The following is a 26,475-nucleotide window of genomic DNA, read 5'->3' as shown; positions in this document are numbered from 1 at the left end:
CACCTCCGCTGTCCCCTCCGTCTCCGCCAGCCTGTGACCATGCATTCTTGAGCAGCCCCCCTCCGCCAGAGGCAAGGGCAATGGCTCCGGCCGTGAGTGCTGCGGTCGTTGCGGCCGCTTGCATTGCACCAGCCATGGCATTACCTGATGTAGTGTCAGAACCGCTCACCAGACTCTGGGCCATAGCTGGAACCTCCCGTACCAGCCCCCAAATAACGATAATACAGGGTAAAATCAGCAATATTTGGGTCCACGTTAGGTCACTGGTTTGGAGCCAACTGTTTAAAATTTCCATTGATAAGACGATGATCATCTGCATACACATAAATTTAACGCCAATGGACAACATTAATCTGAAATAATTAATTCCGTATTCACGGCTCCATTCGTGTCCGAGGAACCCCATCAAAATCACCCCCAAATTAAGCATGATGTAATATTGAATCGTGACTAACATCATTTCGAGCGTGATGAACGCAAAGATGATTAAGATCCCGAGTCCCGCAAGAATAAATCCAATGTTGTCCGCCCAATCTGTATAGGTTAATTTTTTGAGAATACTGGATGCTAATGAATAACCAATATCAAAAATGGAGCTTGGTTTTATTGGCGTACCTCCTAGCTTTAATGCCAGATATTGGAAGCCTTCTACAATCGAAGATGCTATCCACACGCCATCAAATAGGAACCAACTAAAAATTCCAATCAGAACAACTCGCCGTGTTAACTCCGCGATAATTTCTGGATAGTTCGAATCTTTGAACATCATCCAGATAAAAGTCCACGTCCAAGATATCGTGACTAATATCCAAAATATTCTTATGGCGGTTTCGCGTAATATCGGCGCCCATTTTGCGGCGGCATTTCCAAAGGTTTCTAGCAGTATGTCGATAGCCCCAGATTCTGGGACACCGGCGGCGTAGGCATTAGGGACGATGAAGAGTAAGAGCAATATCAACCAAAAAAGCCGCATAGTGACTCCTTAGAATTTTTTGAGTTGATAAGTCTCAATTTTTCGATTGTTAAGAGGGATGGCTTCGCCCTGCATAAACTGACTCATTTGGGCTTTTTGAAGCTGCTCTTTTTCATTTTCAGCTTGCACAAAAGTACTGGTTAGCTGAATTTGCGCACTGAGCAATGATTCCATTTTTTGCAACTGCCGAATAACCTGCCCTGATAATTCGTTACCGGCTTGAATTGCTTCTAATCGACCGTTTGCGTTAGTCGAACGGTTTTGAATTTGGCGCAGAATGCGATCATCTTCTTCACGCTGTTGATAAATACCATTGGCCACTCTCAATGCTGACCCTGCAGAATCGCCCATAGACGTGCTGAGTTGTTTATAGTGCTCATCAAAATCTTGTGTGCTGATCTCTTTTTGCCAGTGTTCATAGCCCTTATAGCGTTTATTCATTTCACTGGTTAAATCTGAGGCAGAATAAGCGATAGACTGCCCCTGTCTCGCCAGCTCGTTTAGCTTATTGATTTGCTCAAACGCATTTCCCCAATTCCCATCGACTAAGCGTTTAGAGTTCTTTATTTGATCATCAATCATTTTGACTTGATTGATGGTTTGGCGGATTTGCTCTGAATATTGCTGTACTAATTGGATTTGATTTGCGATTTGCGTCCATTCTGTGCCGCAGTTAACACAGACGACTGGCCATGCATTTGAATTGGGTAGCATGCCAATTGAACTGATAAAAAGGGCGGTAATGACCGCCTTATTTTTTACTTTCATCGTATGTATCCTTATGTTGTTAACTAATGTCCTCTGGATTGAGCACACCGCGGTCAACTAACCAGTGTGAGTACCATTGTTCTTGATGTTGCCCTACGAGCGTTTTAATCCTGGCGATATGTTGTTTACTACTTGAACCCACGAATGCAAGGGTGAGCTCACCCAGCGCGAGATCAAATAAACGATTCCCTTCGGGTGACGTGATGTAATAGTGTTTCTTACGAACTGCACGTTTAATGATGTCGATTTGACGGTCATTTAAACCAAAGCTTTTATACGTTGGTTTAATCACATCGGCGTCAGCTGAGGGATTGGCGAGGAAAATTTTAGTCGGACACGCTTCGATGAGTACATCGAGAATGCCGGATTTAATCGCATCAGTAAGAGATTGTGTAAATAATCCAACGACACAGTTAGCCGTTCGCATGGTCTTTAGCCATTCGACGAGCATTGGTTTAAACACGGGGTCGCCAAATGCTACCCACGCTTCATCGAGAAAGATAAATCCTGGTGAACCATCTAGGCTTCGTTCTATTTGGCGGAAGATGTAGAGTAGTACGGGGATCATTTCTTTTGTTCCCCGCTTCATTAATTCGCCAATTTCAAACACATTTAAAGTTGAACTTTTAAATGAATCTTTTCGTGAATTAAGTAAATTCCCTGCACTGTCACTGGTATAAAAATTAAGCGCGTCAGTTATTTGAGTGTCGTTAGCAATGTGTAGAAAATCGCTAATGTTAATATCTTTAATATTGGACGCTGTTAACTCTCGCAGGCCGTTCTCTATGCCGTTGCGCTGTTTTGCTGAAATGAAAACATTTTGCAGTTCGAGCAATTTTTCGATGTAGTTGCAACACCACGCAAAGTCCGTTCGCAAATGTGACAGTGGCGCAAAGGTCACATTTTCGTCAACACAGATATCGTAGTGAGTGCCTCCACATTGACTAATGGGGTATGCGGCTCGCCCTTTATCAAACACGAATTGCTTACGATTGGCATAACGGTTTGTTTGGGCGACCAAAGTCGCAAGTAGTGTTGATTTACCTGCGCCCGTAGGACCAAATACAAGGAAATGGCCTAAGTCATCGATATGTAGATTTAATCGAAAAGGGGCCGCACCTTCTGCGCTACATTGCATCACCGCTGGCGAATTAGGGGGATAAAATGGACATGGGTTTGTTAATCTGCCGGACCATATTGAAGACAGCGGTAGCATGTGGCCAAGGTTGACGGTGTTCACCAATGGCCGACGAACATTGTGTAGACTGTCTGAGGGGAGACTGCCTAAAAACGTTTCGACACTGTTTACTGTTTCTACTCGGCACCCGAACCCTAATTGATCAATGGTTTTGACAATTTTCTCGCAACACTCGGCTAGGTATTCCCTGCTTTCATTCATCACAATAATCGCGGGGGTGTAATGGCCATACTTTAATTTTCCTCCCCGAGCGAGGTTGAGCGCTTGTTCATACTGCCATACCATTTTTGCAGCATCTTCATTGATTTTAGGGTTTGGCGTTTTTGCAAGAACGTCTTTAAAACTGATGACTCTGGATTTCCATGTTTTACGTTCTTTTTCAAGTGCTTTTTCAGCATCAAATAAGTCAAAAAATGCAAACCGTGATGACCAACGGTAAGCAAAACCGAGCTTATCAAGATGATTTAAAATATTGGGAGAGCTTTCATCGGGGAAGTTATCGATACCGATGGTCGCGATGTATTGATCATTCAGTTTAGGGCTCATTCCCGTCCAAAATTCATGAGCGCCAATCAGCGAGTCAATACCCACGGGACAAAATGGCAATCTCACTGGGCGGTCATTACCCGTGACCATTAGATTGATTTTTTGTAATAGCTCACAGTAATAATGGGTTTCCCCCTCATCATTACGGGCTTTATAAGCCAACAGCCGGCGAATGCTGATATAGGATTGAAGCCGGCTGCTAATGTCGCGGAGTTTACGTTGGAAGTCGTCGAGATGTTTTGAGAACAGCGATTTTTTATCTAGCGAATCCTCAAACATCCAATCTCTGATTTGCGCCTGGGCTTTTGACGGGGGCATGTAGGTAACAAACATGAAATATGAACTTTCATATCGTTCAGCGACCCGAGAGAAATAGTCATGACGTTCTTCGTCAATGGCAGCAAACATAGGATGGCTAAAATGCGAATTTTCTTTATTTAAGTATTCCGCTGTTTTTTGTCGAACAGCCTCAACATGGAGCATCCAACCCGTACCGAAGGACACCAATAAATCTGAAATGCTATCGGCGAGTGAGTTTCGATCACCAAATGTAGAACTTGAAATATCTACTCCACGAAAAACAAATCCCGCCATTAATGAGCCGTCTTTGTTTGCTACCACGCCATCGTCACATAAAATTCCATAATTTAATAAGTCGGGCATCCCTTTAATTGATGTCCGATAAGAGGCTGTTCGAAACATTTTATTTGTTTCTCCTTGAATAATCTTTCTGTGCATGCGGGGGGTAATAGTTTTGGTATTTTGTATATCGATAAAATGTGCGCGACATTTCAGGATCTGCACTGCCCATTATTCGGAGCAGTGGCATGATACAAATCCACAACAAAACCCCGATAATGAATGTCAGTAAATTCTGCAAAGTTACTGAGAGGATCAACACAATAATTCCGAGTCCATAAACTAATTTCTGCTCACCGCCCAGCACTAAATTACTGCGATTAAATCTAAAGATGGGTACGGTATGAAGTTTTGACCCCATGATGATTTACCTCATTTAACGAGCGTCGATGAAATACCAAACAGGGAAGATAAAATATTGACTGCAAATACTGAGAATGAGATAGCGAGTGCAATATAAAGTGCGGTTTTAGCAAACGTAGTAAGTTCACCCCCAAATGCGAGCGGCCAAGTCGCGCAGCAAACGGCAACAACGGATATCCCGAATGCTAGCGGCCCTGTAATGGAGTTAACCACTTTTAATAACGGATTTTCCCATGGCATGCCGGTACTACTGGATGCGTGGGCGAGGTCTGGGATGAAGATCATCATCAGAGTGAATATGGTGAAAAAAGCAAAGGGAACCTTTTGCATGGATATTATTCCTAGGCGAGTTGTATAGATTGATATGTGTTTGATACTGAGTCATGCCCTGTGACCTGAATCACCTCCTCAATTTTTCGGCCTGTCGGGTGTTTACAAATAAAAACAATTACGTTGATAGTGTTGGCTATCATCGATTTGTTCACGGTAGGCACTGCCTCAGCGATCAAATCTTCCAACCTTTCCAACCCTTTAATCGCGCTATCGGCATGAACTGTGGCTATCCCTCCTGGGTGCCCTGTATTCCACCCCTTTAGCAGTTCGAGTGCTTCCCCTCCGCGCACTTCACCCACCAGAATGCGGTCGGGGCGTAGACGCAGGGTTGCTCTGAGTAAGCGATTTATACTGGTGTGCTCGTTACTGCGCAGGATGACGGAATTACGTGCGTTACATTGCAGTTCGTTCGTGTCTTCCATGATAACGATGCGTTCATCTTTATTGTGGAGAACCATTGAATCAATGAGCGCATTGGCCAGCGTGGTTTTACCACTGCCCGTTCCGCCGACAATTAATATATTTTGGTGCGTTGCAATTGCGGTATTAATGGCTTCGAACTGCACTTGAGAGAGGGTTTTATTGTCGAGATAGTTTTGCAGAGTGAATACTTTTACCGCTTTTTTACGGATGGTAAACGCGGGATTTGCAGTCACCGGAGGGAAAAGCCCTTCAAATCGAGAACCATCAATTGGCAGTTCGCATTCTAAAATCGGTTTCTCATTACTAATTACAACATTGTGATATCCCGCAATGGCTTTCATAAAGAGGCTAGCTTGTCCTGGTGACATGGCACCAAATACCGTCATGGGTTCCCCGAATTCTTCAACCCAGAGTTGGCCATCGGGATTAAGCATAATTTCAATAACATTAGGGTCGTTTAGTTTGTCGAGAATGCTTTGCCCCATGTGTGATTTAATACTACTGAGTTTGCTGTCCATAATGATTGATGCTCGATGTTGTTTTTGGTGTCATATAGATGACGAGGGTAATAAACGCGGAAATGAACTGTATCGTGAGGATAAAATAGAGATAAGGCATGCCCTCTCCTTAGTAAGTTAATAAGTTAATAAGTTAATAAATACTGTTGTAATAGAGCCAATATTGATTAGTTTATTTACTAGAACACCCTACCCCCTTAAACAGGGGGTGGAGTGAAATAATCATCACCATGCCGCCATAAAAACTTGATGATCGGGCGGGGTTGTACGCATTTGTGGGTCATGCTCACAAGTCGGGATTAAATCCCTCGCAGACCACCGGTTTCTCCGGAGTGTTAACGCTTATCTGGGCGTTCCTGCGCTCGGTCGCCACCAGAGGCGTACAAGTCTATTTCAGTGGTTTTGTGTTCTCCCACCACTGGCAGCCGGGAGTGACCTTGTCCGCTTCGGGATTAGTCGTTCATGGTTCAAATTGTTAAAGAGCGTTGACTAAATTTGGGGTGCAAAAATTCCTACGCCGTGCGTATATGAGTTTTTGAAATAGGATTAGGGGTAGTCAGCCCACTGAAACCTACTGACTTTAAGGGAGTGTGTTTAAATATTCGTTTAGAAGTATTTCTGTAAGCTCTGCCTTTGTCTCTTTACCGCCCCGTGAAATTCGTAATGTTTGAATTTTCCGGTTATTTTCACCGGACAATTGCACCGAAACTTTTACAGATGGAAAGCCTTCTGAGGCTTTGACTGTTTTGTTTTTGGGCATGTCAGGACGCCTTTATTGATTTAATTAAATGGATTGTGCTTCAGGTGTATTTTGTGCAAAAAGAATGTAAAAGTATGTCACCCTGTAAGGTTACAAGGTGAATATGTGTAGGCTAGAGCTATCTAGGATATGAGTGGGAAGTTATAGTTGAAAGCGGAGGCAAGCGTAAAACTGTTAAAACGGCTATGAAAAACTAGTCTCAAATCTGTTGATGATTCGCTATTAAGCTTTATTTTACAACGAGTTATGTATGTTTTAACTGTGTTGCTATTAGCTTTCATTAATGTAGATACATCAGTGGTATGCATACCGAAAGAAAGCCAATATAAAGCCTCAGTTTCTTTTAAAGATAGTTCAGGAAATAGTTTTTCTAATATATCTAGAACATTACTGGGTGGAGTTTGCTTGAAATATGTAATTAGATCTTTAGTATGTGGCATAGCCATACATCCTCTTGCTTAGGCTGATATGGTTAGCTATGTTGGAGTGCTGTAACACTTCAACATAGCATTATTTAAATGTTAACTAACTGTTGTTGCTGGTTTTTTTGATTGTTTTATTTTCATGTTCCCCTTGTTCTGCACTAAAATTAGCTATCAAAGGAATGACCTCTAAAACAGGGTGCAATCAAATATGATTGCATGTTGACATAAACATAGGTGTTTGCAAAGAGTAGAAATGGACTCAAACCAGAAGATGTATTCAAAAGCCGCATTAGATCAGATCAAAGACGCTAAAAAGCCAAGAGATCTTTATAAATTGCTAAATGATGGAAATGAACCAAACAAGGAACAGTTGCAGGCTTTTAGGAATCGACTGAACGCTAACAGGGCTATTCCGTCCTTAGAGTTTGTTGGTGAATGTGTTAATGCAATTCCTTCATTGCATAACGTAACTCTAAGAGAATTTTTTGACTTAAAAGATTTGAAAAATAAGTAAGAGTTAGATAAACTGAAGACAGTTCTTGAAGTGAGAGTGCAGCACATAGCTTGCTATCACCACGTACTTAGTTATGTGGTGTACATTTACCAAGAGAATTAGAGTGTGCTGAGACTGACCTCTTAGCGTTAAGCATTCGACAGAACAGCCGGCTTACCACATGGGCCGGCTTTTTTGTGCCTAAAATTCAGTGAATTAAGATCATTGATCTTTGCGATCGTTTCGTTTAAAGTGATCTTCAATGTTTGGATTCGTCACCCAAACAACCTAAAACATGTGGAATCAAACAAATGCCTAAATTTTTCATTGGCTGCCCTTTGCAGCACCAGATCCAAATACTCAGATACAGATACCCACTACGCCGCCAGATCTTACGATCTATGCTGAGCGATAGCTGTGGGATTGTGTCTGATGCAAAACTCTAGTCAATCAGATCTTCTCTATTCATCATTCAGCAGTGATGATTATCAAGAACATCCTCCTTTATCGAGTTATGCTGATATACCTCATGTTCATATGGCAGAACTGCCAGATGGCAATGCTTACTCTGTCGATGAAGAAGCGATTAGGTTAAAAGTTGCTAGAAAAGCTGAGCGTGACAAGATCAATGCCGAAATTAAGAGCCTTGCTAACATCGTCAAGAAAAAAGGTGTAGCTGTTGGCTTTAAAGCAAAAGTAGCATCTTATGCTGGATTTAAAGCTAAGCGACTACCTGATTTTGTGCAAACGTTATTAACCCAATCTAAACTATTGCCTCACCGCGACGATTTTTTAGATCGCGGGGATGGATTGTGCAGAGGAAAAACTCAGGCACGTTCTAAAGTGATTTTAGGCTATATGCTCTCTGCATTTGTTGTTAACTGTAATGTCAACAACGGTCATATTGTCGTTGCTACTAGACATGGCGGCAAGAACGTTACTCATGATGAACTACGTAAAGAAGTGGCTATGCGTCACGGTGTCTACATACCAGAATCAACATGGTACTTTTACGTTAATCGATTAGTTCAATGCGGCCACATTGAAAGCCATACGGTGAGCATTTATGAGGATGGCCACGTCGCCTCTTTTCATGCTGAAGCAAGCCATAAATATTTATCATCAAAGCTGATGGCCATGTTAGGGGCCGATAGATTATCCGTAAGAACAGCAGCTGCGAAGCATAATGTTGATCTGAAACTGGTGGGGAAATCATATAAGCAAAAACCCCGCTATGCGAGCTCGCGTTATCGTCAAGATGGTTCGCTTCGTCAAAATATGCCAGTGGTGAAACCATCACAAGAATTGTTGGCACTCATTAGATCTCACTATGAGCGCGAAGCTTACTACTTACCTCCCAATTGACATTCTAAGCCTTTCTAATTCTTCGACTATCAATCAGTACCTTACTGATGCTTCTCATGTCCCAATGTCCAATAAGCCCCTCATATTACTAATAAATTAGGGGTATCTTCATCAATTCTTAATATTACTTAGCCAAATTGGATTGGATTGATCATATTTTATGTATAGCCATACTTTCTTTTTAATAAACTTAAAGTACAAAAAAAAACTGCAAAGTTAGTTGTGATCTTTAGTCTCACCTCTTTTGATTTTTCTTTTGATTTTTAGCTTTAGAAAATGAAAGATAAAAAGATCTATAGCAAAAGACTTAAAAATGATGACTGATAAATCAGTCGCTTCTACAAGAGATTAAAAGCAGCGCTGTAAGTTGATTTTGTCTCCGACCGTTAAACTTCAAACGTGCTGCAAGTCAGTTGCTAAAGAAAAAAGCGTCTAGCAGAAGGGATTTTGCAAGCGTAATGCCAAGATTCGAATAGGTTTTAGCATTAGATAAAAATCAAATCAAAAACCTGTTTTAAAAGCTGATTTAACACCATAGATAAAGCCAAAGATGAATAAAATGGTTTAACCATTGTATTGTGCATGTGATGATACTAGGTAATGGTATTAACTATCTAAAATATAAAGATAAATTGATTAAAAGATAATGGGAAAATTTGCGTTAATTGTAGCTTTGCTAGGATTTTTGGGTTGTAAGCCGGAACCGCCGAAATTTCCGTCACGCCAGTTCCAACCCTGACACTCCCCCTTTTGGCGCGTTAGATTAATTTAGGTAAATAGGCCGTTTTTAAAACTACAAAGCATGAAATCATGATTTAATGCTTTCATTGTGTTGGCTGTTATGGCATTATCATATTATCGAAAGCATGAAATAATGAAATAATGAAAAGGTGATATCATGATTATATCTTGCATTGGTCAAAAAGGTGGTGGTTCTAAAAGTACAACCGCAAGGACTCTCGCTGTTGGTTTTAGTGAAGCCGGATGGAAAACGCATCTTGCGGATATAGATGAAAAACAGCAAACATCATTGAAATGGTGTAAACGTCGAGAAGATGCGGGTTTACCTACTATCGATTGTGGTTTATATCGAAGAGTAGAAACTGCAGTGAAAATTAAAGATCAGTATCATCTATTAATTATTGATGGCCGACCAGCTGCTGAAACTACATCATTAGATGTAGCCATGGAGTCCGATTTAGTTTTGATTTCAACAGGGACGACAGTTGATGATCTAGAACCGTCATTGGAATTGGCTAGAGAACTTGTAAAGAAAGGTATTGAAAAAGATAAAATAGTATTTTCAGTTGCCAAATCGTCATCTGATGCTGAAGGTATCAAAGCCCAAGAAACCATCAGAGCTTGGGGATTTCGTGTATTAGACACGGTCATTCCATTTAAAACTGGATATGGGAGCGCTTTAGATGTTGGCCGTGCATTACACGAAACATCATTTAAATCATTAAATAATACGGCAAAAGGAATGATAGAAGAAGTTCATGAAATCATTAATAAATGATTTCATGAAAACATGATTGTAATTTTTTGATTTAGACTGAGGTTCCCAATGAAAGCTCCCAAAAATATTAAACTTGCTCCACCACATATAAGTGAACCTACGTTAGATGTTACTGGGAAAAGTGCACTTCCAGATAATGATACAAAGCCGATTCAAATTAAAGTACCTGTGAAACAACATAAAGAAATGAAAGCGTATGCTGCGGAGCAGGGGATTAGCATGACTGAAATGCTACTGGCAGGATATGAAATGTACCGCCAAAAAATGAATTAATGAAAGCATGATATCATGCTAATTGTTGTTCCGACTCCCTTTATGCAAAGGGTTTTAACGGTTGATGTTTGATATCTGACATCAAACATCAACCTTGAAACATAAACTAAAAAGGTTAATTTATGTTACAAACACAGTATAACGAAATAGGTAAAACTCGTCTAATAGACATTCCAGAGTTGCCTGCTGGCTTGCTCATGAAATGGCTAACTACTAAGCCATTGTGGATGCAGCAACGAGTCATTAAACAACTATGCATAAGGGGGACGAATGAGTAATTCATTATTTTCAGGCGATAGGGATTGGAAGGCGAATGCATGTTTAAATTGGTCACACGATTCTATGGGACTTTATATCGAAGGTTATAGGGAGGCTGCTGATAAACTCGTCCATGATGTAGTTCAGTCGGGAACCAACCAGGATATTTTGGTTTTTCCTATATCATTTCTTTATCGTCAGTATATTGAACTGCAACTTAAGCATATTATTCGAGAGTCAAGGATATATCTCGAAGAAGAGGCTAGTTTCCCTGAGAGCCACAAAATTGGTGATTTGTGGAACACCGTTAATTCTCTGATGGTTAGAATTATTAAAGATCATGATAAATCTATAAAAAACTATATCACTCGAGAAGATGTTCAGACCATTAAAATGATCATTACAGAATTTGTGAAGGTTGATCCTGAGTCGTTTGCATTCAGATACCCAAAAGACAAAAATGGAAACAAAAATCTTGATGGTATTCAGCATATAAACCTTAGGAAGCTCCACGATCAAATGGATATTTTGAAAGAAAAGCTGGATAAATACTGCTTGTGTGTCAGTCTTCTTAGAGGTCATCAAGATGAAATGAGAGCTGAATATGGGTCATAGCATACATACAAGCTGTTTAGCCCCAAAATGGTGCCAGTGAATCACTTTGTACCATTTTTCTAAAGCAGTGACTAAATTCAGTTAGCCACTGCAGTGTTACCAACCCTTAGACAGGCGTTAGCAGTATAGTAAATTGAGGTGTCGTTATTAATAAAATGCGTAAATATTCAGCCGATGAACTATCAAAGTTATACGGTATGTCTCAAACAGATTCCTCTCAAAGAAATCGTGCAGAAGGAGAGTTTAAAAGACGCGAATTATTCTGGATTAGATTTACTGCCATTGTTGCAATAGTTTCACTAATCATTATGGGGTTATCGGCAGTAGGCTCACTTTACATCGATTACATTAATTATTTAAAAAAATAAAATAAAGCAAAATACTGGTTAAATTTGCCCAACGCGCCAAAAATGTAAAGTTAGTCAATGTTTAATAATAACAATTAATTAAGTTAGATTTGGCGGAAATTTCTAGTTAAGCCCCTTCTTACACTTAACTCATAGGTTCAAGAGGTTGGAGAAAATTGGATTTTTGAATAATTTAAGATACTTTCCAATCTGATCCGCCCGTGTTAGATCTGCAATCCATCAAATTCCTGTCCAAAAATGAGCAATTGAAACACTCTACACCAGACTGATTCACTTGCTCATTTTTGGAAACAAGTTTTTGATAAAAATTTAAATTTTGCATTATTTAAGAACGTTACGTTTATTTAAAAATGAGTTAGAAATAAATTTATCAATTAAATAATTGTTTAAGCATAGAGTAAAAAGGGGGGAGTAAGCCATTGTTTTGCATTAGTGTCATATCCTTCAGCTTTGCTAAGCCCACTTGGTCATAAGGGTCGAGGTGTTTATCAATATCGTCGCTTATTTCTTCATACCAGTTCTTTCTCCATACTACCAAAGTTGGTGAATTGAGGTTCAATCTATCAATGGTTATTTGAGCTTTACATTGCTCAAAGACTGAACGATGTATCGAGGGCTTTATGCGACCATCATTTTCGAAGTGAAAATAGCTGCTACAATCCACCATGAAAGGGTTTATAAAATCATTGGGTTCATGCCAATCATCTTTATAATGACCACCAAATATGTCTCCTTTCGTTATATTTTTCTGATCATTAGTATCAATTGCACAAAGGATTAAATTCTTATGGTCAAAGGTCCGCTGCGGCACTTTACTTTTAGGTTCAACATGCTCCAAATGTGCTCCTAAATCAGTGAAATTAGTAAAGTTCGCTTTAAGTAAGGCTACCTCACTATAACCACATAATCCAAATTGCTCAGCACAGCATTTTTTTCTAGTTTCATTTTTAGTTTTGCTTTTTATCCTCTGCCAACGAGTCCTTGCTTCTAAAGTGTCCTGTGGAGGTGTTTTGTTCAAGTGATCCAACGCTGCGTTGGCACTTTTAATTATATACTTCAACCCAATACCTCTCTGCGGCGTTTAACCATTGCCAATTTAATCATATCAGGGTGCTGGTCACCTAATACAGCACTTAGTTGTGACTGTAATTTATAGATCTGATTAGTGATCTCTATGGATTTCAAATCGCCTTGCTCTACCAACGTTCGATATGTATCAAGAATACCTGACTCAGCCACTCGAGGGGTTGCAGCGACCCCCATAATGGCATGCATAACATCGGAATTAGGATGACCATAACTTTCAGCAAGAGGAATAGCCGCAACGGCATCATCATAAATATTCAGACCTAGAACTCGAATATTGTATTTATGTACCGTAGATAAAACCTGTGGGCTGTGTGTAGTTAAAATAAACTGAATATTTTTAAACGTTGTTATCAACTTACCTACTACTAGTTGCTGCCAGCGAGGGTGTAGATGCAAGTCTATTTCGTCAATTAATACAATACCATTACCATCAAATGGATTCTCTCTAGATGGATTTAACATGATCATACGTTTTGCTAGATCACCTACCAGTGCTAGTAATGATTTTTCACCTTGAGATAACTGCAATACGCTGATAATTACACCTGATTTTTCAAGTTTCATATCAACACCACCATTACCATGTACAATTGAGATGGAGCTTATTTCGGGAATAAATGTACAAATAGCACTGATGACTTGAGTGGTCATTTTTAAACTGAGGCCAGCTTCACTATTAGTGATTAATGATTCCAAATCAATGATTTCTTTCTGCTTTTTTTGGCGTTCGTTATCAAGATAAACCAACAGATCACCATCAGCCTTAAGAATATGTTCATTTATATCTTTCAGTTCATCATGTAATTGCTTTATGCGTGCCTTTGGTACTTCTGCCTGTTTTGCTGTTTTGTCACAAAGTATAAACCATGCCAAAAAATTGGTGAAATTTTGTGGGTTTTTAAGTGAATCAGCATAACCGTCTAATTTTGTCCAACTAAGTTTGTCTGCTCTTTTTTCTGCCATTTTAGATATATCAGCTGTTATTTCATTTGCTCGATCAATGGCATAATAGGCAATAACAGGTAAGTTGGATTGATTATTTACACTATCAAATTTGCGATAAATATCACCAAGAATCGTAATAGGAGTGTGATTAGTTTCACCTTTTGACCGTTTCCCTTTCGATAGTGTGTGTTCAAAATACTGACCATCTTCAACTGCTAATAAATTAATGATAGTAGCAACGTCAGCTGACTCATCAACATTTATATCTCTGTCATCTATTGAAGAGCGGGGGGAGTTTTCCTTTTCAATAGTGGCAGATAAATATTTTAAAGTTTTAGCGATAGCATCGATAATCGTCGACTTACCTGAGCCGTTATCACCAACTAAAACTGTTACTTGTGGTTCAAATTCGACACTTAGTTTTTCAAATTGACGAAATTGAGATAAATTTAATTTTTTCATTACCAGTTTAAAGTTTTCAACCGATTCCATAACCTGATCAAGGTAATGTTTAGCTTTTACGGTATCTTCCTTAACATGTATGCCTTTCTCATATTTGTTTGCCATTTCCATTGATGCTAAGTAATCACCGTTATCTGCTCTTTCTATCAGATCTTTCGTAAGTCGACTTGGAATAATGAACGAGTCATCAGATTTATTATTCATGTTTATATACTCTATCGTAGGAAAATAATTTTTGTATAACTTGGGCCGTATATTTTTTTACCATTCTATCTTTAAAATCAGGCTCTATATGATTCGCAAAACTGAACAACCCACATAAAGACGCTATATCTTCCTCACTTAGTAATCCAAGTGAAAATTTGTGTATTAATAATGATATATAGCGCTTTCGATCCCTGCCAACTGATAAATCACCATGGTTTGTTATTGTAATTCCTGTGACATGCCGATTATGCTTTTTAGATGTAAGTATCGTTTTTATATCATTAATTACAATATTACCACCTAACTCATCGCGTAAAATACTTTTAATTTTTTTAGGCATTCTATGCAAAATATTTTTCTTATTAGTTGAGAAGGTCAAGTCATCAGCATAACGCGTATAAACAATGTTTTCTTTCCGGCACAAATCAAATATAGTTTTATCAAATCCATACATTATCCAGTTTGAAATAAACGGGGAGATCGGGGCGCCAATACTTAAAATTCGTTTACCTCCAGTTTCTTTGCTTGGACACCAAAAAGCTAGGTGTTCAATTAAAAACAGGTCTTGAGATGAAATGTTAATACTAAGCTTGTCTAGCATACTGACGAACAATGGTGCAGTAATACTGTTAAAAAAGTTTTGAAAATCCATTTTTAATAAAAACTGATTATCACAATGCTGCTGTGCGTTGAGTTTAATACTAAGACCTTGTTGATAGGCAAACGCACAGCGATGGATAGGGAAAATGGTTTCCATTTGCGTTAATAAGGCGCGCTGGGCGATCTTAACTCTTTTGGCAGGGTGTGCAATTATGCGTTTACCGGAGGTTCTTTTAGGAATAGCGTAAACCTTATACATCTTTGGAGCTTCTATTGCAAAATCAATAAGCTGAGTCTGATTTAAATTCAGTTCAGTACATAATGATTGACATATCAGCATATCACTCACTCCATAAATATCTAACAAAAAAGCCCAAGAGTAAATATACTCTCAGGCTATATACTCTTTACTAAAGAAAGCGAAGGTCTCGCATTTCTTATTGAGGAACGAAATATGAAATGCGAGACCTTCGCATTCATAATGTCGTTCAATAAATTACAGTCTGGCGTATCGCCCGACTAAGCCAAAAAAATTAGCTCTAAAACGCTAAAGAGTATTGGTATCATAACAGTCCAACAGTGCTGAATCAATAAACGCAAATGTCTCAAATTTCAATCGGAACTAACACGTTTTGGGGCAACATTGGTTAGCCAGAAGCTCATGAAAAATGACAGTGTTCGGCGCGTGAAACAGACTAGGGTAGACTGATTCACGCGAGCCTTAAAACAGACCCATTTCGCCCCGTTTCTTCCTTCCAACGGGGCTTTTTTTGCCCTAGAATGAATCAAATCTCTAGAGAACTGATTCAAGTACATGCAAAACCCAGAAATTGCCCCTGAAATGCGCCTGTTTAGTCCTGATGGTGAAAGACTGTATTTAACCAGTGAAGAACGGCGGCGCTTCCTCGATGCCAGTGCGTTAGAGTCGCCCAGTGAGCGGATGTTTTGCCATGTGCTGCATTACACCGGTTGCCGCCCGTCTGAGGCATTGGCCATCACGCCAAGGCGCGTGATGATCAACGACAGCAACATCGTCATTCAAAGCCTAAAGAAACACAAGACTGATCAGCAAGGCCGCCTTAAGCAAGCGCAGTACCGCAGCGTGCCAGTTCCACCCTCCTTAATTGAACACTTGGATTTGGTATTTGGCTTACGCTCACAGCTACGCCGTGATTTCGGTATCGATGCGCAATTGTGGTCAATGAGTCGGCCAACGGCCTATCGTTTGGTCAAACGGGTGATGGATAGGGCGGGAATTGTCGGTGCGCAAGCGACAGGGAAGGGCTTGCGTCATGGTTTTGGGGTGGCGCTGGTCACGGCAAATCCTCCGGTACCATTACATGTGATCAGCCAACTGATGGGACACAGCGACAGTAAAACCACAGAAATTTATTTGCAGGTACTGAGTGAAGAACGCCATAGCTTAGTGATGAATGCGTGGGCTTAATACGTATTAGAGGTAGTGGAGAGTATTAGAATGATAATGCATGAAGGTGATTACACGAGAATAAAATCGAATTCACCCAAAAAAGTAAATTCAGCGGTGCGAAGACTATTACTGGAATTGGCATTGCCTGAAAATAATGCGGTATGGTTGAAGTATAAAATCCCTAATGGATTTACCTCAGAGCCAGGTAATTGTCATTTTAATGTATGGGTTCAATGTGAATATAGTGGTGGAAAGCCTATTTATGGTTGGATCATTAGCCAGGATGTGGGGAATGATTTTATTGAAGCTCAGTTTCATTGTGTATGGTCAGATCTGGATGGCGTTCTCTTCGATATTACACCGCGTTTGGATAGTGAAAAGCGGATCATGTTTGTTTTAGATACTGTGAGGACGGTAGAAAGATCGGAATATAATGGTGCTCCAGCTTTAATTAGTTACGATAATGTCAGAATACACCGTGGAAAAGTCGTTTCAGGCTTGCAAAGAATTAAAATCGTTCCACAAACGGATTTTATGTATAAGCATGGATTGGCTATTCTGCGGTAGCTAAAAGTCTTCGTTTTTTGCTCTCTTGCATACATGCGTATAGATTGCTCAACACTATTATTCGTGAGGAGTATACGCCAAGCAAACTTATCTGCAGATTCTAAATGAAGAACGATATCTACTTGTTATCAATGCTTGTGAATAATTGTTCTATTGAATGCCATTATGAGTCAGTTTAATCACACATCTTAAATACGCATTTTCTTCTCTTTGCTCTATTTGAGTAGAAAATTGTTTGTTCCAAAAATGTTCATTGCTAGTTGATGCGCTATCTGGTGAATTTTGAGTTGATACTCGTTTACATAACTGTTGAATATTATACATATCAACGTATTGCGGGTACATGATCATTGCTGTGATAGCCAATGCAGCTAATATAGCGACAATATAAATATGTCTCACAAAAGTTCCTTAATAAAGAAGAGTAAGCGCCCTCTTTCGAGGGCTGGCTGTCTAGGAGCTGTTCACCGTGGTTCTAGACAGTTGTCATGATATTACCAAGTCATTTGCAACAAGTGGTCAATAATCTGCGAATATTTACCAGACTTATGAAACAAAAGCGGCTATTTCTGCAATTGTTTACCAGTTTTCCATCACTCATTACCATTTTAAGAGAAATGCCACTCGCCACCGAACCCTGATTTTTTGTGGATAACACCGCAAAGAGCGCGGTGATTACCCACCGAAAAAAGTCAGGAACCGGCAGCAGGATCGAAATTTTAGATTTTTATTTTTTACTGCTATTATTACTGATTATTTATACAGTGGTTTGATGCTATGAAACTCATTACATGCAATGCGAGTGCGGGAATTTCGGGGTTTCCAAGCCCAGCAGCTGATTACGTAGAATTACCCCTTAGTCTTGATCAACTGCTGGTTGAGCATCCTAGTTCTACGTGGTTTGGCCGCGCTGCGGGCCGTTCGATGGAGGGCGTAGGCATTTATCATGGTGACATTTTAGTGATAGACCGCGCCGCTCAACGTAGCAACATGTCTATCGTCGTGGCGAGTTATAACGGTGAATTTACCGTAAAGCTCCTCGATGAAAGACGCCGCTTACTGGTTTCTATCGATCAACAGCAAAACATGACGTCCGTTGCTATCGATGATGCAGATACCTTCTCGGTTGAAGGGGTAATCATCAAATCAATCCGACTTCATGAGCATTCAAATCTGCTAGAAAGATATCTGAGTCAACCATGTTCGGATTAATTGATGCCAACTCGTTTTATGTAAGCTGTGAAATGGTCTTTAGGCCCGACTTGCGCGGACTTCCCGCGATTGCACTCAGCAACAACGACGGTTGTTGTGTGGCAATCAATCGTGCGGCTAAGTCTGTTGGTGTGAAAAAATTTGTCCCTTACTTTGAACAGCAACATTTGTGCAGACAACATAATGTGCAGGTGTTTTCATCTAATTATGAATTGTACGCAGATCTGTCTGCAAAAATGATGCAAGTGATAGGGCGATTCGCACCCGAGCAATACGTGTACTCCATCGATGAGTCTTTTGTGTCGTTTAAAGGCTGTGCTGCAATTGCTGACTTAACGGCACATTGTGCTCAGCTGCGCCGAACAGTTTGGCGTGAATGCCGTTTGCCGGTGTGTGTGGGGGTTGGTGAGACATTAACCTTGGCGAAGTTGGCTAATCATGCCGCGAAACAATTGGCTCAATATAAAGGTGTTTGCGTTATTGATAATGATGCGCAGCGTATTGAGATTTTAAAATCGATGCCAGTTGATGAAGTTTGGGGGATTGGCCACAAACTAACGGTCAAACTGGGATTACTGGGTGTGCATACTGCGTATGATTTGGCACAACTGGCGCCGAAAGTGGCACGACAACATTTTTCCATAGATGTAGAGCGAACAGTACGAGAACTCAATGGGCAGATCTGTAAAACGTGGGATGTCACCAAAGCAGATAAGCAGCAAATATTTTCCACCCGCAGCCTAGGCGAACGAATATGTACCCGGGAACATTTACACCAAGCGTTAGCAAAGCATGCCGCAATTGCCGGTGCGAAGGTTCGAGAACAAGGCTCATTGTGTAAAGCAATGGTCGTGTTTGCCGCCAACTCGCCACATGATCCACAGCCTGTGTATTTTAAAAGGCTTGTTCAGTTTACTTGTGCCACTGATGACAGTCGTGAACTGTGCGCTGCGGTTAGCAGCGAGCTATCAAACCTTTATCGCCCTGGTGTGCGCTATTACCGAATTGGTGTAGGCCTGATTGATCTTTGCCCTAAAACGTCAGTGCAATATGACTTATTTAATGCGCCAAAGAGCGATCCTAACTTAATGAAAATCTTTGATAGTCTGAATAATCGCTATGGCCGTGATGTGTTGTATATTGCTGCACAGGGGAGTGATCAGCATTGGACTATGCGCCGTCAGTTTTTATCGCCGCAGTACACCACCCGTTGGTCCGATATTCCGATGATTAAAGCGTAATAGGATTTTATGGTGCTTTATCCAGACCTTACTCCACGTATACAAACCTAAAACGTCTGTTATAGGTTACAATTTTTTGAGAATAATTGGAAAAATCAAATGTCTAGGAACTTAGAAGTTAAAAAGCAACAAGCGCTAATTGTAGCGGCTTGCCAATCCAACCTCTCAAGACAAAGCAAACGCTAAGTAAGATTTGATTGAAAATAAAATGCATTTTGCAACTGTATTTAGTTGCATGTGTTGGGTGGTTTGATATAATAATCCTATCTTGTTGGGAGGGGTTATGACTAAAACGGATAAATTTATAACAAAACTCAAATCGGCCAAAACGCTGACTTGGAATGAATTAACTGGTGCCTTAAAAGCATTAGGTTATAAGCAAGTAGAGGGTGATGGTTCGCGAGTCAAGTTTGATAATGGTGTTCCGAAAGAGTTAATTAACATGCATAAACCTCACCCTAGCAATGAACTAAAGGCTTACGCATTGCGTCAAGTTAGAGATAAATTAACCGAATGGGGGAAGCTATGATGCAAAATACAATGAACTATAAGGGATATCACGGTTCGGTAGAGATCAGCCCACAGGATAATATTCTGTTTGGGCAGGTGTTATTCATTTCACCTTTGATCAACTATGAAGCTGAAACCGCAAAAGGGTTAGAGCAAGCATTTCAAGAAGCGATTGACGCTTATCTTGCTGACTGCGCTCAACAGGACATTCAACCAGAGAAGCCTTGCAAGGGATCGCTTAATGTCAGATTAGGCCATGACTTGCATTTAGCGGCTTCTATCGCAGCATTTCAGGCATCAATGAGTACAAACGATTTTATAAAGCGTGCTGTTCAAAAAAGTGTAGGTTCATAAGCGTCGAGGGAAGCTATCATGTTAACCAACAATGTTGTTAGTTGTACTCGCCAACCTAATCGCGCAAATTTTTCATTTGTGAATTTGTTTGGTGGCCATCACTATCCAGTGACAATGAATTTTCTGCCTTCTGGTGCTGTGAATGTTGTTGTCGCGGGGGCGCGGTATCGATGCCAAGCAAACCAAGTGCAACGCGTAATTGATGAGTCTGGACTAGAGCATGAAGGCTTAGCGTGTTTGAAGTATTTGATTGAAGCGGGTGAGTTAAATTTTCATATTCCCGCAGATGTTCACGAACAGCTTAAAGTGCATCCTGAGTTTCAAAAATACAGCATCATCGAATGGGTTGATGATGATGTGTGAGGAATTTCTAGCTATTGTAAAAATTTTTACCCCTGTTAACAGGAGTAAAAAATTAAGTAAAATAGGAAAATAGCAAATTTAGAGTAAAAAATACCCCTTCTAAAGGGGGTAACTAAGTGAGGCTTATATGAGTGTTACACCATTAATTCAAGGTAAAGTATCAGAAGCAGAGCTTATCTGTTTACTTAAACTGACAAAAATAACGAGCGAAGATCGCATTGATGCGTTGAGGTTACACCTTGTTCAAGGATGGAATAAAAAAATGGCCTATACTTCATGCGGTATTAAGCAGTCAAAGTTTGTTCTTGCATTAAATAGTATGAATGCTAAATGGACTATTCATAATCAGTTGCTGGATGCTACCAACGAGTCAAAAAGTAAGTGTAGCGGCTAGTGATAGGGGAAGTAATAGACGATTGAAGACGCAATTAAGAATACAATAAGTAACGTAAAGTTATGGTAATACTTGTTTATATTAGTTAATTTTTGATAGTTAACTTTCTCTCTATCCAGTTCTTCTCGCTGCAGAACAATTATCTTAGCTTGCGAATCTTTTTCATCATTTAATTCATTGATTTTATTTAGTAAATGCAATTGGTTCATTTCGAAAATCTTTTCTGAGTTGAATTTTGTTGATAGTTGCATAGGACTACTGGCACTAAACTTACCTATACCTTTGTCGTTTACCAGAACTTCAAAGCCTCTATTTTTATAGAAGTTATCTCGCCGTGCCTGCTCTGCGAGGGTTCGGGCATCTACGTGAGATAGTGAGCCTGATAAAATGTGGTAGTCAGGGTATTTTAGTTGTAAAAATTCAACTAATTTAGACATGCAATAAGAGCCTATTCCTAACCCTCTCAGTTCTTCACTTGATATGAGAATGTTTCCTGATGGTCCAAACTTTATGAGTTTCTGCCTTTTGTTCACAACAACCTGAAAAGTGTTATAGAGGTAAACGAATTCAGGTTTATCGACAATGGTTCTGTTTTTAAAGTAAACCGTTCCATCTTCATGTTTACAAATCACGTCTTTTTGACACAAAGCAATCTTAATAGCTCTTATCTCAGAATACTCATCCTCATATCCGAAAGATTGAACCATTAATGTATAAACGGGAGAGTTGGATGCTTTAGTGCTTGCTCTGATGAGCCATATTGGTGATGCCGACTGCATTAGTTCTTCAAGAGCGGATTCGCTTAACATGACTTTCCTGCCTATCTAAAAAATATACATAAAACTAGCACTGTCAAGAATGTGATCACTGATGCCGCTAAATTGATTTTAGCCATGTTAGTAATAACAGCTTTCTCAGTGCTTGATGCTGAAATTATTTCATTTTTCATATCGCTGATAGAGCTGCGTATGGAGCTATTAAAAATGTCAATTTGTGTATTCATTTCTGAATTGATGGTTTGTCTACTTGCAGTTAAAGCGGATGATATTATTTTCTCCGCTTTCTCTTTAGAAGCATTATCTAGTTGCGAAATCATTAATTGGATCTCTTCATTAAATCTTTTTAATTGAAGTTCCTGTGTTTCAGCTGTGCGTTTTAATAATATCTCATTTAACGTGTTTAGTACTAATATTGGATCGTCACGACCGATAGTCACATTATGTGACTTAGATATTTCGGCTATGATAGAGTCGATAGAGGCTGGTTCTGTACTCATATAATTGATGCCACTGTGATAAGTTTGAATAAATCTGTCTTTAACATTTTCAACCGCTGACGATTCATGATTGTCAGTGACTCATCGCTAATTGATTCATCAAATGTTTTTTTATCCCGAAGCATGTCTTCAAAATCACGCCCGAAAGTTTCTTTCTTCAACGATGGCAGCGCAATGACAGCATTAACTCTATCCTTGTTTACAATGTAGGCTCTCATATCTTCAAATTGTTTTCCCTCTGCTTCAATATTCCCCCAGTAAGGGTTAAGCCAGACGACAAATGAGCAATTTTCTGGATATTGATTAACAAGCGAAACAAAGCCATGTAATGTATCAGCTTGTGCTTGGCCTCCAGTGATAACAGTGTGAATAATTAATTCATGACCTAACTCTTGTATTATGTCTGCTATATTATTTTGAATGATGTAACTGGAAAGAGGTACAAATGAACTCGCACCGTTGTCAATAATGATATCACATTCAGTTGCTGCAATTAACTCGATCAGAGTGTCAAAACTGCGAGTATTAATTTCGTCATCTTCAATAATTTTTATCGTTTTAACATTTAAAGACTTATAGCTTGCAAATGTTGAGTTCACTGGGTCCGTATCAATACAAGTGATCTGTTCGCTTTGGTTTCGTTTAAATTGAGCAATTAAGGAGGCAATTAAGGATTTACCAACACCACCTTTGCCTTGTAATACTAGATGTATTTTCATATTAGTCTCTAATAAATGTCGTCTATATTGGGTTTAGGATCGAAAGTAAAACTTTTAATTTCCGTTTTGGCTATTGGCTGCTTTTTGGCGGCTGATTGCTTGGATGCCAGTTTGGAACCCACGTCAGGTACATTAGTTGAGGAGCGATTTCCCAGCTTTTTCACATAGCCTCTGAATGTGTCATAGCTGCATTTTAACTTACCTTGGTCTGATAGGTATTCGTGAATCACCTTGAGGCTGTAGCCAGCGTTTATGGCGGCAACAACTTCATCTAAGACGGCAAGAAATGACATCCAGCCACCTTTCCTCCGGTTCTTCTCTTTTTCTGGCCGTTTTGAATACCATTCATCTATTCCTGACGTACCTTTAGCCATTAAAAATCTCACTATCCTAAATATCACGTTTATTGCGATCTTATTTCAAGGTTTATGGTCCGAAATAACGATCATTTTATACTGAAATACGTGTTTTTACCGCGTTTTAGGCCAGTTTATCACTCAGTTTTTCAATATCAAGTATAAACAGCAACATATACTCGATTTGAACTGGCCTTAACCGTGGTGTAAAATGATCTTTAAGACGGGCAGGATAGGTGATGTAGTCCTACAATGGTAAACCATTGCAGACTTCATCACTTTGACTTATTCGCTCCCTTCGGGGCTCAACGTTCCTGCTCTGCGAGGCATACTGACTACCGTCAGTTAAGGTCATTCACTAATTGGACTCCAGATGGAAAAGATGACAAAAAGCAAAACACGACGCGAAAGCACCCCGATCAAGGTGTACTGCTTGCCAGAGGAAAGAGACTTGATCGCCGCGAACGCGAAAGCCGCTGGTAAATCGGTTTCGTCCTTTTTGTTAGCTGTTGGCCAGGGATACCAAATCACAGGAGTAGTTGATGCTGAGCGAGTGAGAGAAATGGCTCGCATTAGTGGTGATCTGGGGCGACTTGGTGGATTATTAAAATGGTGGTTAACTGATGACGCGCGCACAGCAAAGTTTACCCCTGAGACGATTAGAGTCGTGCTTTCAAAAATAGATGAATCCCAAGTAGAGCTTGGAAATATTATGGCTAAGGTTATAAGACCGAGGCTTGATAAATGATTGCTAAGCATGTTCCTATTCGTTCACTTAAAAAAAGTGATTTTGCAAACCTTGCTAATTATATCACAGATCAACAATCTAAAATTGAGCGAGTGGGTTATATTGCCTTTAATAACTGTGAATCAGTAAATCTAGATATGGCTATTTCTGAAATTCTTGCTGTACAGCAAATGAATACCAGAACGCAAAACGATAAGACCTATCATTTAATTGTTAGTTTCCGACATGGCGAGAATCCTAGCAATGAAGTCTTAGAAGATATTGAATTAAACATTTGTAAAACATTAGGATTTGAAGAGCATCAAAGAGTCAGTGCTGTGCATTACGATACAGACAACACTCACATGCACATTGCGATTAATAAAATTCATCCAGAAAAGCTCACAATACATGAACCATTCAAAGCATATAAAAAATTAAGCGATACGTGTCGTGATCTAGAAATAAAACATGGTTTAGAAGTTGACAACCATATGACTCATCAACTGAGTTCCTCGGCTAAAGCAAGTGATATGGAACATCATTCAGGTATAGAAAGCTTAGTTGGTTGGATAAAAAGAATTTGTTTTGAGGATATGAAGGCTGCTACTAATTGGGAAGAACTTCATAAAGTGATGGAGTTTAATGGTTTAACATTACAAAAAAAAGGTAATGGCTTAGTTATTGGTAGTATAGATTCAGGTGTATACATTAAAGCAAGTACACTGGACCGGAAATTTACTAAATCAACATTAGAATCAACATTAGGTGCATTTGAACCCCCAGAGGGTGAAGTTTTACAAACCCGAGGCTATAAGAAAGAACCTAAGAAGCTAAAGGTTGATACTACTGAATTATATAAATGTTTTCTAACTGAACAGCAAACTAATCATTTGATTAAAAACAAAGGCATTAATAGCCTTAAAGATAATAAGAAATTTGATATTGAAATGTTGAAACGTTCTAATAAATTAAAACGTTTTATTATTTCCAAGTCTGACAATTATTTAATGCGTCAAGTTTTGTATAAGCAAGCAAGTCTTTCAATGAAAGCTAATCTTAAAAAAATTAATGACAATTATAAAGTTGAAACCTCAGCAATTTATCAAAAAAATGGCAAGCTCACGTGGGCTGATTGGCTAAAAAAACAAGCTGAACAGGGAGATTTAGAGGCATTAACTGCATTGAGATCTCGTAAAGATAGTGCATTAAAAGGTAACACCTTCACTGGTGCTGGTATTGGAAAGATCACACCAATACAAGCTAATAATGTCGTGACTAAAGGGGGGCGGGTTACGTATCAAACGAGTGGTATTGCCGGTGTGAAAGATGATGGCCAACGACTCAAGATAGCGCGTGATATCACTGCTCAAGGGGTTATTTCTGCCCTCAGATTGGCACAAAAACAGTATGGCAATGTTATCACGCTTGATGGCACTGACGAATTTAAAGCTTTAGTGGTCAAGGCCGCAGTAGTAGGGCGAGTTGCGGTGTCGTTTAGTGACCCTGCTTTAGAACAACAAAAATTCAATTTACAAATGGAAATTCAAAATGACTCAATCAAGCAACGACTTGGACTTAATAGCAGCAGCAATGGCCCAACTGGACGACGATTTGCCGACAGCAACAGCTATCGATCAGGGGATGGAGCCGATGGACCAAGATCCCAACGAAAGTCCAACCCTCGCAGCCTTAGAGGAGTCCCGCCAGCCTCCAGGCATAACCGTTTGCGGCACTTGTCCACTCTCGATGTGGCAAGCATCGTCAAGCCAAGTGCAGTGCTATTGTCGAGTCATGCACGCGATAACATGGACAAGCAAGAATCCAGAGGAACTACTGACTCATTGCGATGGGGAGTTTTTGAACCAAGATTAATGCCGGCCCAAATGGCAGCTGCAGATAAGTATTTGCTAGAGCGTATGGATAAGAAAGCGAAGGGAATGGATATTGCGGAGCATAAGCCAATGGTGAGTGCAACTAAAGCGACTTATATAGGGATGCGGAATGTTGATGGCCAATCGTTAATGCTATTCCAAACGGTAGATAGCGCTATCGCTGTTCTGCCGGTTATAGGGGTAACAAAACAGTTTAAAGTTGGAGAGCAGGTCAGCGTAAATGACAAAGGCGAAGTTAGTCGCCAACGGAAAATGAAAAGATAGAAACGCTTATACGGTGTACCTTACTAAA

The 26,475-nt window shown here is 39.8% G+C and carries 30 protein-coding genes; 16 read left to right on the top strand and 14 right to left on the bottom strand.

What is annotated here, in order from left to right; all coding sequences use genetic code 11:
• From trbL to KO531_RS21435, 6 genes are all read right to left on the bottom strand, one after another.
• Nucleotides 1–973, bottom strand: a 973-nt coding sequence (gene trbL / locus KO531_RS21465) for a P-type conjugative transfer protein TrbL (RefSeq protein ID WP_219252209.1), incomplete at its 3' end; no start/stop codon positions are given.
• Between the two features lie 9 nt (nt 974–982).
• Nucleotides 983–1,741, bottom strand: a complete 759-nt coding sequence (gene trbJ, locus KO531_RS21460) for a P-type conjugative transfer protein TrbJ (protein WP_012198011.1) — start codon at nt 1,739–1,741, stop codon at nt 983–985.
• Nucleotides 1,742–1,760: 19 nt separating this feature from the next.
• Nucleotides 1,761–4,289 carry a conjugal transfer protein TrbE gene (locus KO531_RS21455; protein WP_346345254.1) on the bottom strand — a complete coding sequence of 843 codons (2,529 nt, stop codon included), beginning with the start codon at nt 4,287–4,289 and terminating at the stop codon, nt 1,761–1,763.
• Between the two features lie 207 nt (nt 4,290–4,496).
• Nucleotides 4,497–4,817, bottom strand: coding sequence for a TrbC/VirB2 family protein (locus tag KO531_RS21445; protein WP_012198009.1), 321 nt, complete (start codon nt 4,815–4,817; stop codon nt 4,497–4,499).
• Between the two features lie 11 nt (nt 4,818–4,828).
• Nucleotides 4,829–5,761: a P-type conjugative transfer ATPase TrbB gene (gene trbB, locus KO531_RS21440; protein WP_012198008.1), complete on the bottom strand. Its 933-nt coding sequence runs from the start codon at nt 5,759–5,761 to the stop codon at nt 4,829–4,831.
• Nucleotides 5,762–6,341: 580 nt separating this feature from the next.
• Nucleotides 6,342–6,521: a hypothetical protein gene (locus KO531_RS21435; protein ID WP_048908719.1), complete on the bottom strand. Its 180-nt coding sequence runs from the start codon at nt 6,519–6,521 to the stop codon at nt 6,342–6,344.
• A gap of 678 nt (nt 6,522–7,199) precedes the next feature.
• On the opposite strand from KO531_RS21435, the gene KO531_RS21425 reads away from it, so the two are divergent.
• From KO531_RS21425 to KO531_RS21400, 6 genes are all read left to right on the top strand, one after another.
• Nucleotides 7,200–7,460: a hypothetical protein gene (locus tag KO531_RS21425; RefSeq protein ID WP_219252206.1), complete on the top strand. Its 261-nt coding sequence runs from the start codon at nt 7,200–7,202 to the stop codon at nt 7,458–7,460.
• 411 nt (nt 7,461–7,871) lie between these two features.
• Nucleotides 7,872–8,804 carry a hypothetical protein gene (locus KO531_RS21420; protein ID WP_219252205.1) on the top strand — a complete coding sequence of 311 codons (933 nt, stop codon included), beginning with the start codon at nt 7,872–7,874 and terminating at the stop codon, nt 8,802–8,804.
• Between the two features lie 898 nt (nt 8,805–9,702).
• Nucleotides 9,703–10,323: a ParA family protein gene (locus KO531_RS21415; protein ID WP_219252204.1), complete on the top strand. Its 621-nt coding sequence runs from the start codon at nt 9,703–9,705 to the stop codon at nt 10,321–10,323.
• Between the two features lie 48 nt (nt 10,324–10,371).
• A complete protein-coding gene (locus tag KO531_RS21410) occupies nt 10,372–10,596 on the top strand; it encodes a hypothetical protein (protein ID WP_219252203.1) in 225 nt (74 codons plus the stop codon).
• Nucleotides 10,597–10,866: 270 nt separating this feature from the next.
• The gene (locus KO531_RS21405) at nt 10,867–11,469 is read left to right on the top strand and encodes a hypothetical protein (protein ID WP_219252202.1); all 603 of its coding nucleotides are present in this window, start codon (nt 10,867–10,869) and stop codon (nt 11,467–11,469) included.
• Nucleotides 11,470–11,624: 155 nt separating this feature from the next.
• Nucleotides 11,625–11,837: a hypothetical protein gene (locus KO531_RS21400; RefSeq protein ID WP_219252201.1), complete on the top strand. Its 213-nt coding sequence runs from the start codon at nt 11,625–11,627 to the stop codon at nt 11,835–11,837.
• Nucleotides 11,838–12,207: 370 nt separating this feature from the next.
• Here the strand turns inward: KO531_RS21400 and KO531_RS21395 are convergent, their stop codons facing one another.
• Genes KO531_RS21395 through KO531_RS21385 form a run of 3 tightly spaced genes read right to left on the bottom strand, consistent with a single transcriptional unit; the run spans nt 12,208 to nt 15,480 of the window.
• Nucleotides 12,208–12,897 (bottom strand): retron system putative HNH endonuclease, encoded by a 690-nt coding sequence (locus KO531_RS21395; protein WP_219252200.1) that lies wholly within the window; start codon nt 12,895–12,897, stop codon nt 12,208–12,210.
• Nucleotides 12,894–14,537 carry an AAA family ATPase gene (locus tag KO531_RS21390; RefSeq protein WP_219252199.1) on the bottom strand — a complete coding sequence of 548 codons (1,644 nt, stop codon included), beginning with the start codon at nt 14,535–14,537 and terminating at the stop codon, nt 12,894–12,896. Before KO531_RS21390 ends, KO531_RS21395 begins: the two co-directional genes overlap by 4 nt.
• Nucleotides 14,530–15,480 (bottom strand): retron St85 family RNA-directed DNA polymerase, encoded by a 951-nt coding sequence (locus KO531_RS21385; RefSeq protein ID WP_219252198.1) that lies wholly within the window; start codon nt 15,478–15,480, stop codon nt 14,530–14,532. The genes KO531_RS21390 and KO531_RS21385 overlap by 8 nt, the downstream gene beginning before the upstream one ends.
• Nucleotides 15,481–15,954: 474 nt before the next feature.
• Between KO531_RS21385 and KO531_RS21380 the strand changes: the two genes are divergently transcribed.
• The gene (locus KO531_RS21380) at nt 15,955–16,587 is read left to right on the top strand and encodes a site-specific integrase (protein ID WP_219252197.1); all 633 of its coding nucleotides are present in this window, start codon (nt 15,955–15,957) and stop codon (nt 16,585–16,587) included.
• Nucleotides 16,588–16,623: 36 nt separating this feature from the next.
• Nucleotides 16,624–17,136, top strand: a complete 513-nt coding sequence (locus KO531_RS21375) for a hypothetical protein (RefSeq protein WP_219252196.1) — start codon at nt 16,624–16,626, stop codon at nt 17,134–17,136.
• A gap of 150 nt (nt 17,137–17,286) precedes the next feature.
• Here KO531_RS21375 and KO531_RS21370 read toward each other — a convergent pair whose 3' ends face one another.
• On the bottom strand, nt 17,287–17,538 hold the full coding sequence (locus KO531_RS21370; protein WP_219252195.1) for a hypothetical protein: 252 nt from the start codon (nt 17,536–17,538) through the stop codon (nt 17,287–17,289).
• A 375-nt stretch (nt 17,539–17,913) separates the two neighbouring features.
• On the opposite strand from KO531_RS21370, the gene umuD reads away from it, so the two are divergent.
• From umuD to KO531_RS21340, 6 genes are all read left to right on the top strand, one after another.
• The gene (umuD, locus tag KO531_RS21365; RefSeq protein ID WP_219252194.1) at nt 17,914–18,348 is read left to right on the top strand and encodes a translesion error-prone DNA polymerase V autoproteolytic subunit; all 435 of its coding nucleotides are present in this window, start codon (nt 17,914–17,916) and stop codon (nt 18,346–18,348) included.
• The gene (locus KO531_RS21360; protein ID WP_219252193.1) at nt 18,336–19,589 is read left to right on the top strand and encodes a Y-family DNA polymerase; all 1,254 of its coding nucleotides are present in this window, start codon (nt 18,336–18,338) and stop codon (nt 19,587–19,589) included. Before umuD ends, KO531_RS21360 begins: the two co-directional genes overlap by 13 nt.
• A gap of 283 nt (nt 19,590–19,872) precedes the next feature.
• Nucleotides 19,873–20,118 carry a type II toxin-antitoxin system HicA family toxin gene (locus KO531_RS21355; protein WP_219252192.1) on the top strand — a complete coding sequence of 82 codons (246 nt, stop codon included), beginning with the start codon at nt 19,873–19,875 and terminating at the stop codon, nt 20,116–20,118.
• A complete protein-coding gene (locus tag KO531_RS21350; protein WP_219252191.1) occupies nt 20,115–20,453 on the top strand; it encodes a type II toxin-antitoxin system HicB family antitoxin in 339 nt (112 codons plus the stop codon). Before KO531_RS21355 ends, KO531_RS21350 begins: the two co-directional genes overlap by 4 nt.
• A gap of 18 nt (nt 20,454–20,471) precedes the next feature.
• Entirely contained in the window at nt 20,472–20,816 is a 345-nt protein-coding gene (locus KO531_RS21345) for a hypothetical protein (RefSeq protein ID WP_219252190.1), read from the top strand.
• Between the two features lie 127 nt (nt 20,817–20,943).
• Nucleotides 20,944–21,210 carry a PapB/FocB family fimbrial expression transcriptional regulator gene (locus KO531_RS21340; protein WP_012197997.1) on the top strand — a complete coding sequence of 89 codons (267 nt, stop codon included), beginning with the start codon at nt 20,944–20,946 and terminating at the stop codon, nt 21,208–21,210.
• Here the strand turns inward: KO531_RS21340 and KO531_RS21335 are convergent.
• The 4 genes from KO531_RS21335 to KO531_RS21320 are packed head-to-tail and all read right to left on the bottom strand — an operon-like array spanning nt 21,207 to nt 23,579.
• Complete coding sequence (locus tag KO531_RS21335) at nt 21,207–22,019, bottom strand: hypothetical protein (protein WP_219252189.1); 813 nt, start codon at nt 22,017–22,019, stop codon at nt 21,207–21,209. The two genes, KO531_RS21340 and KO531_RS21335, sit on opposite strands and share 4 nt — an antisense overlap.
• An 11-nt stretch (nt 22,020–22,030) precedes the next feature.
• Nucleotides 22,031–22,486 carry a conjugal transfer protein TraM gene (locus KO531_RS21330; protein WP_219252188.1) on the bottom strand — a complete coding sequence of 152 codons (456 nt, stop codon included), beginning with the start codon at nt 22,484–22,486 and terminating at the stop codon, nt 22,031–22,033.
• Nucleotides 22,483–23,205 (bottom strand): conjugal transfer protein TraL, encoded by a 723-nt coding sequence (locus KO531_RS21325; RefSeq protein ID WP_219252187.1) that lies wholly within the window; start codon nt 23,203–23,205, stop codon nt 22,483–22,485. Before KO531_RS21325 ends, KO531_RS21330 begins: the two co-directional genes overlap by 4 nt.
• Nucleotides 23,206–23,213: 8 nt before the next feature.
• Nucleotides 23,214–23,579 (bottom strand): TraK family protein, encoded by a 366-nt coding sequence (locus tag KO531_RS21320; protein ID WP_219252186.1) that lies wholly within the window; start codon nt 23,577–23,579, stop codon nt 23,214–23,216.
• A 355-nt stretch (nt 23,580–23,934) separates the two neighbouring features.
• On the opposite strand from KO531_RS21320, the gene traJ reads away from it, so the two are divergent.
• Together traJ and traI are read left to right on the top strand one after the other, a co-directional pair.
• Nucleotides 23,935–24,309 (top strand): conjugal transfer transcriptional regulator TraJ, encoded by a 375-nt coding sequence (gene traJ, locus KO531_RS21315; protein WP_012197992.1) that lies wholly within the window; start codon nt 23,935–23,937, stop codon nt 24,307–24,309.
• Nucleotides 24,306–26,447: a TraI/MobA(P) family conjugative relaxase gene (traI, locus tag KO531_RS21310; RefSeq protein ID WP_219252185.1), complete on the top strand. Its 2,142-nt coding sequence runs from the start codon at nt 24,306–24,308 to the stop codon at nt 26,445–26,447. The genes traJ and traI overlap by 4 nt, the downstream gene beginning before the upstream one ends.
• Nucleotides 26,448–26,475: the final 28 nt, after the last annotated feature.

It is taken from the genome of Shewanella sp. NKUCC06_TVS (assembly GCF_019345515.1).
Classification (GTDB): Bacteria; Pseudomonadota; Gammaproteobacteria; order Enterobacterales; family Shewanellaceae; genus Shewanella; species Shewanella oncorhynchi.
Note: the sequence above shows the minus strand (reverse complement) of the source record. Positions and strands in the feature narration are given on the sequence as shown.

What these genes read in the sequence shown, in the direction of transcription:
- KO531_RS21380 (WP_219252197.1), top strand. Translation starts at nt 15,955, where the DNA reads ATGCAAAACCCAGAAATTGCCCCTGAAATGCGCCTGTTTAGTCCTGAT.
- trbB (WP_012198008.1), bottom strand. Translation starts at nt 5,761, where the DNA reads ATGGACAGCAAACTCAGTAGTATTAAATCACACATGGGGCAAAGCATT.
- KO531_RS21360 (WP_219252193.1), top strand. Translation starts at nt 18,336, where the DNA reads ATGTTCGGATTAATTGATGCCAACTCGTTTTATGTAAGCTGTGAAATG.
- KO531_RS21405 (WP_219252202.1), top strand. Translation starts at nt 10,867, where the DNA reads ATGAGTAATTCATTATTTTCAGGCGATAGGGATTGGAAGGCGAATGCA.
- KO531_RS21375 (WP_219252196.1), top strand. Translation starts at nt 16,624, where the DNA reads ATGCATGAAGGTGATTACACGAGAATAAAATCGAATTCACCCAAAAAA.
- trbJ (WP_012198011.1), bottom strand. Translation starts at nt 1,741, where the DNA reads ATGAAAGTAAAAAATAAGGCGGTCATTACCGCCCTTTTTATCAGTTCA.
- KO531_RS21340 (WP_012197997.1), top strand. Translation starts at nt 20,944, where the DNA reads ATGAGTGTTACACCATTAATTCAAGGTAAAGTATCAGAAGCAGAGCTT.
- traJ (WP_012197992.1), top strand. Translation starts at nt 23,935, where the DNA reads ATGGAAAAGATGACAAAAAGCAAAACACGACGCGAAAGCACCCCGATC.
- KO531_RS21335 (WP_219252189.1), bottom strand. Translation starts at nt 22,019, where the DNA reads ATGTTAAGCGAATCCGCTCTTGAAGAACTAATGCAGTCGGCATCACCA.
- KO531_RS21445 (WP_012198009.1), bottom strand. Translation starts at nt 4,817, where the DNA reads ATGCAAAAGGTTCCCTTTGCTTTTTTCACCATATTCACTCTGATGATG.
- KO531_RS21400 (WP_219252201.1), top strand. Translation starts at nt 11,625, where the DNA reads ATGCGTAAATATTCAGCCGATGAACTATCAAAGTTATACGGTATGTCT.
- KO531_RS21435 (WP_048908719.1), bottom strand. Translation starts at nt 6,521, where the DNA reads ATGCCCAAAAACAAAACAGTCAAAGCCTCAGAAGGCTTTCCATCTGTA.
- KO531_RS21425 (WP_219252206.1), top strand. Translation starts at nt 7,200, where the DNA reads ATGGACTCAAACCAGAAGATGTATTCAAAAGCCGCATTAGATCAGATC.
- KO531_RS21410 (WP_219252203.1), top strand. Translation starts at nt 10,372, where the DNA reads ATGAAAGCTCCCAAAAATATTAAACTTGCTCCACCACATATAAGTGAA.
- KO531_RS21320 (WP_219252186.1), bottom strand. Translation starts at nt 23,579, where the DNA reads ATGGCTAAAGGTACGTCAGGAATAGATGAATGGTATTCAAAACGGCCA.
- KO531_RS21385 (WP_219252198.1), bottom strand. Translation starts at nt 15,480, where the DNA reads ATGCTGATATGTCAATCATTATGTACTGAACTGAATTTAAATCAGACT.
- KO531_RS21345 (WP_219252190.1), top strand. Translation starts at nt 20,472, where the DNA reads ATGTTAACCAACAATGTTGTTAGTTGTACTCGCCAACCTAATCGCGCA.
- KO531_RS21325 (WP_219252187.1), bottom strand. Translation starts at nt 23,205, where the DNA reads ATGAAAATACATCTAGTATTACAAGGCAAAGGTGGTGTTGGTAAATCC.
- umuD (WP_219252194.1), top strand. Translation starts at nt 17,914, where the DNA reads ATGAAACTCATTACATGCAATGCGAGTGCGGGAATTTCGGGGTTTCCA.
- KO531_RS21415 (WP_219252204.1), top strand. Translation starts at nt 9,703, where the DNA reads ATGATTATATCTTGCATTGGTCAAAAAGGTGGTGGTTCTAAAAGTACA.
- KO531_RS21350 (WP_219252191.1), top strand. Translation starts at nt 20,115, where the DNA reads ATGATGCAAAATACAATGAACTATAAGGGATATCACGGTTCGGTAGAG.
- KO531_RS21355 (WP_219252192.1), top strand. Translation starts at nt 19,873, where the DNA reads ATGACTAAAACGGATAAATTTATAACAAAACTCAAATCGGCCAAAACG.
- KO531_RS21330 (WP_219252188.1), bottom strand. Translation starts at nt 22,486, where the DNA reads ATGAGTACAGAACCAGCCTCTATCGACTCTATCATAGCCGAAATATCT.
- KO531_RS21390 (WP_219252199.1), bottom strand. Translation starts at nt 14,537, where the DNA reads ATGAATAATAAATCTGATGACTCGTTCATTATTCCAAGTCGACTTACG.
- traI (WP_219252185.1), top strand. Translation starts at nt 24,306, where the DNA reads ATGATTGCTAAGCATGTTCCTATTCGTTCACTTAAAAAAAGTGATTTT.
- KO531_RS21420 (WP_219252205.1), top strand. Translation starts at nt 7,872, where the DNA reads ATGCAAAACTCTAGTCAATCAGATCTTCTCTATTCATCATTCAGCAGT.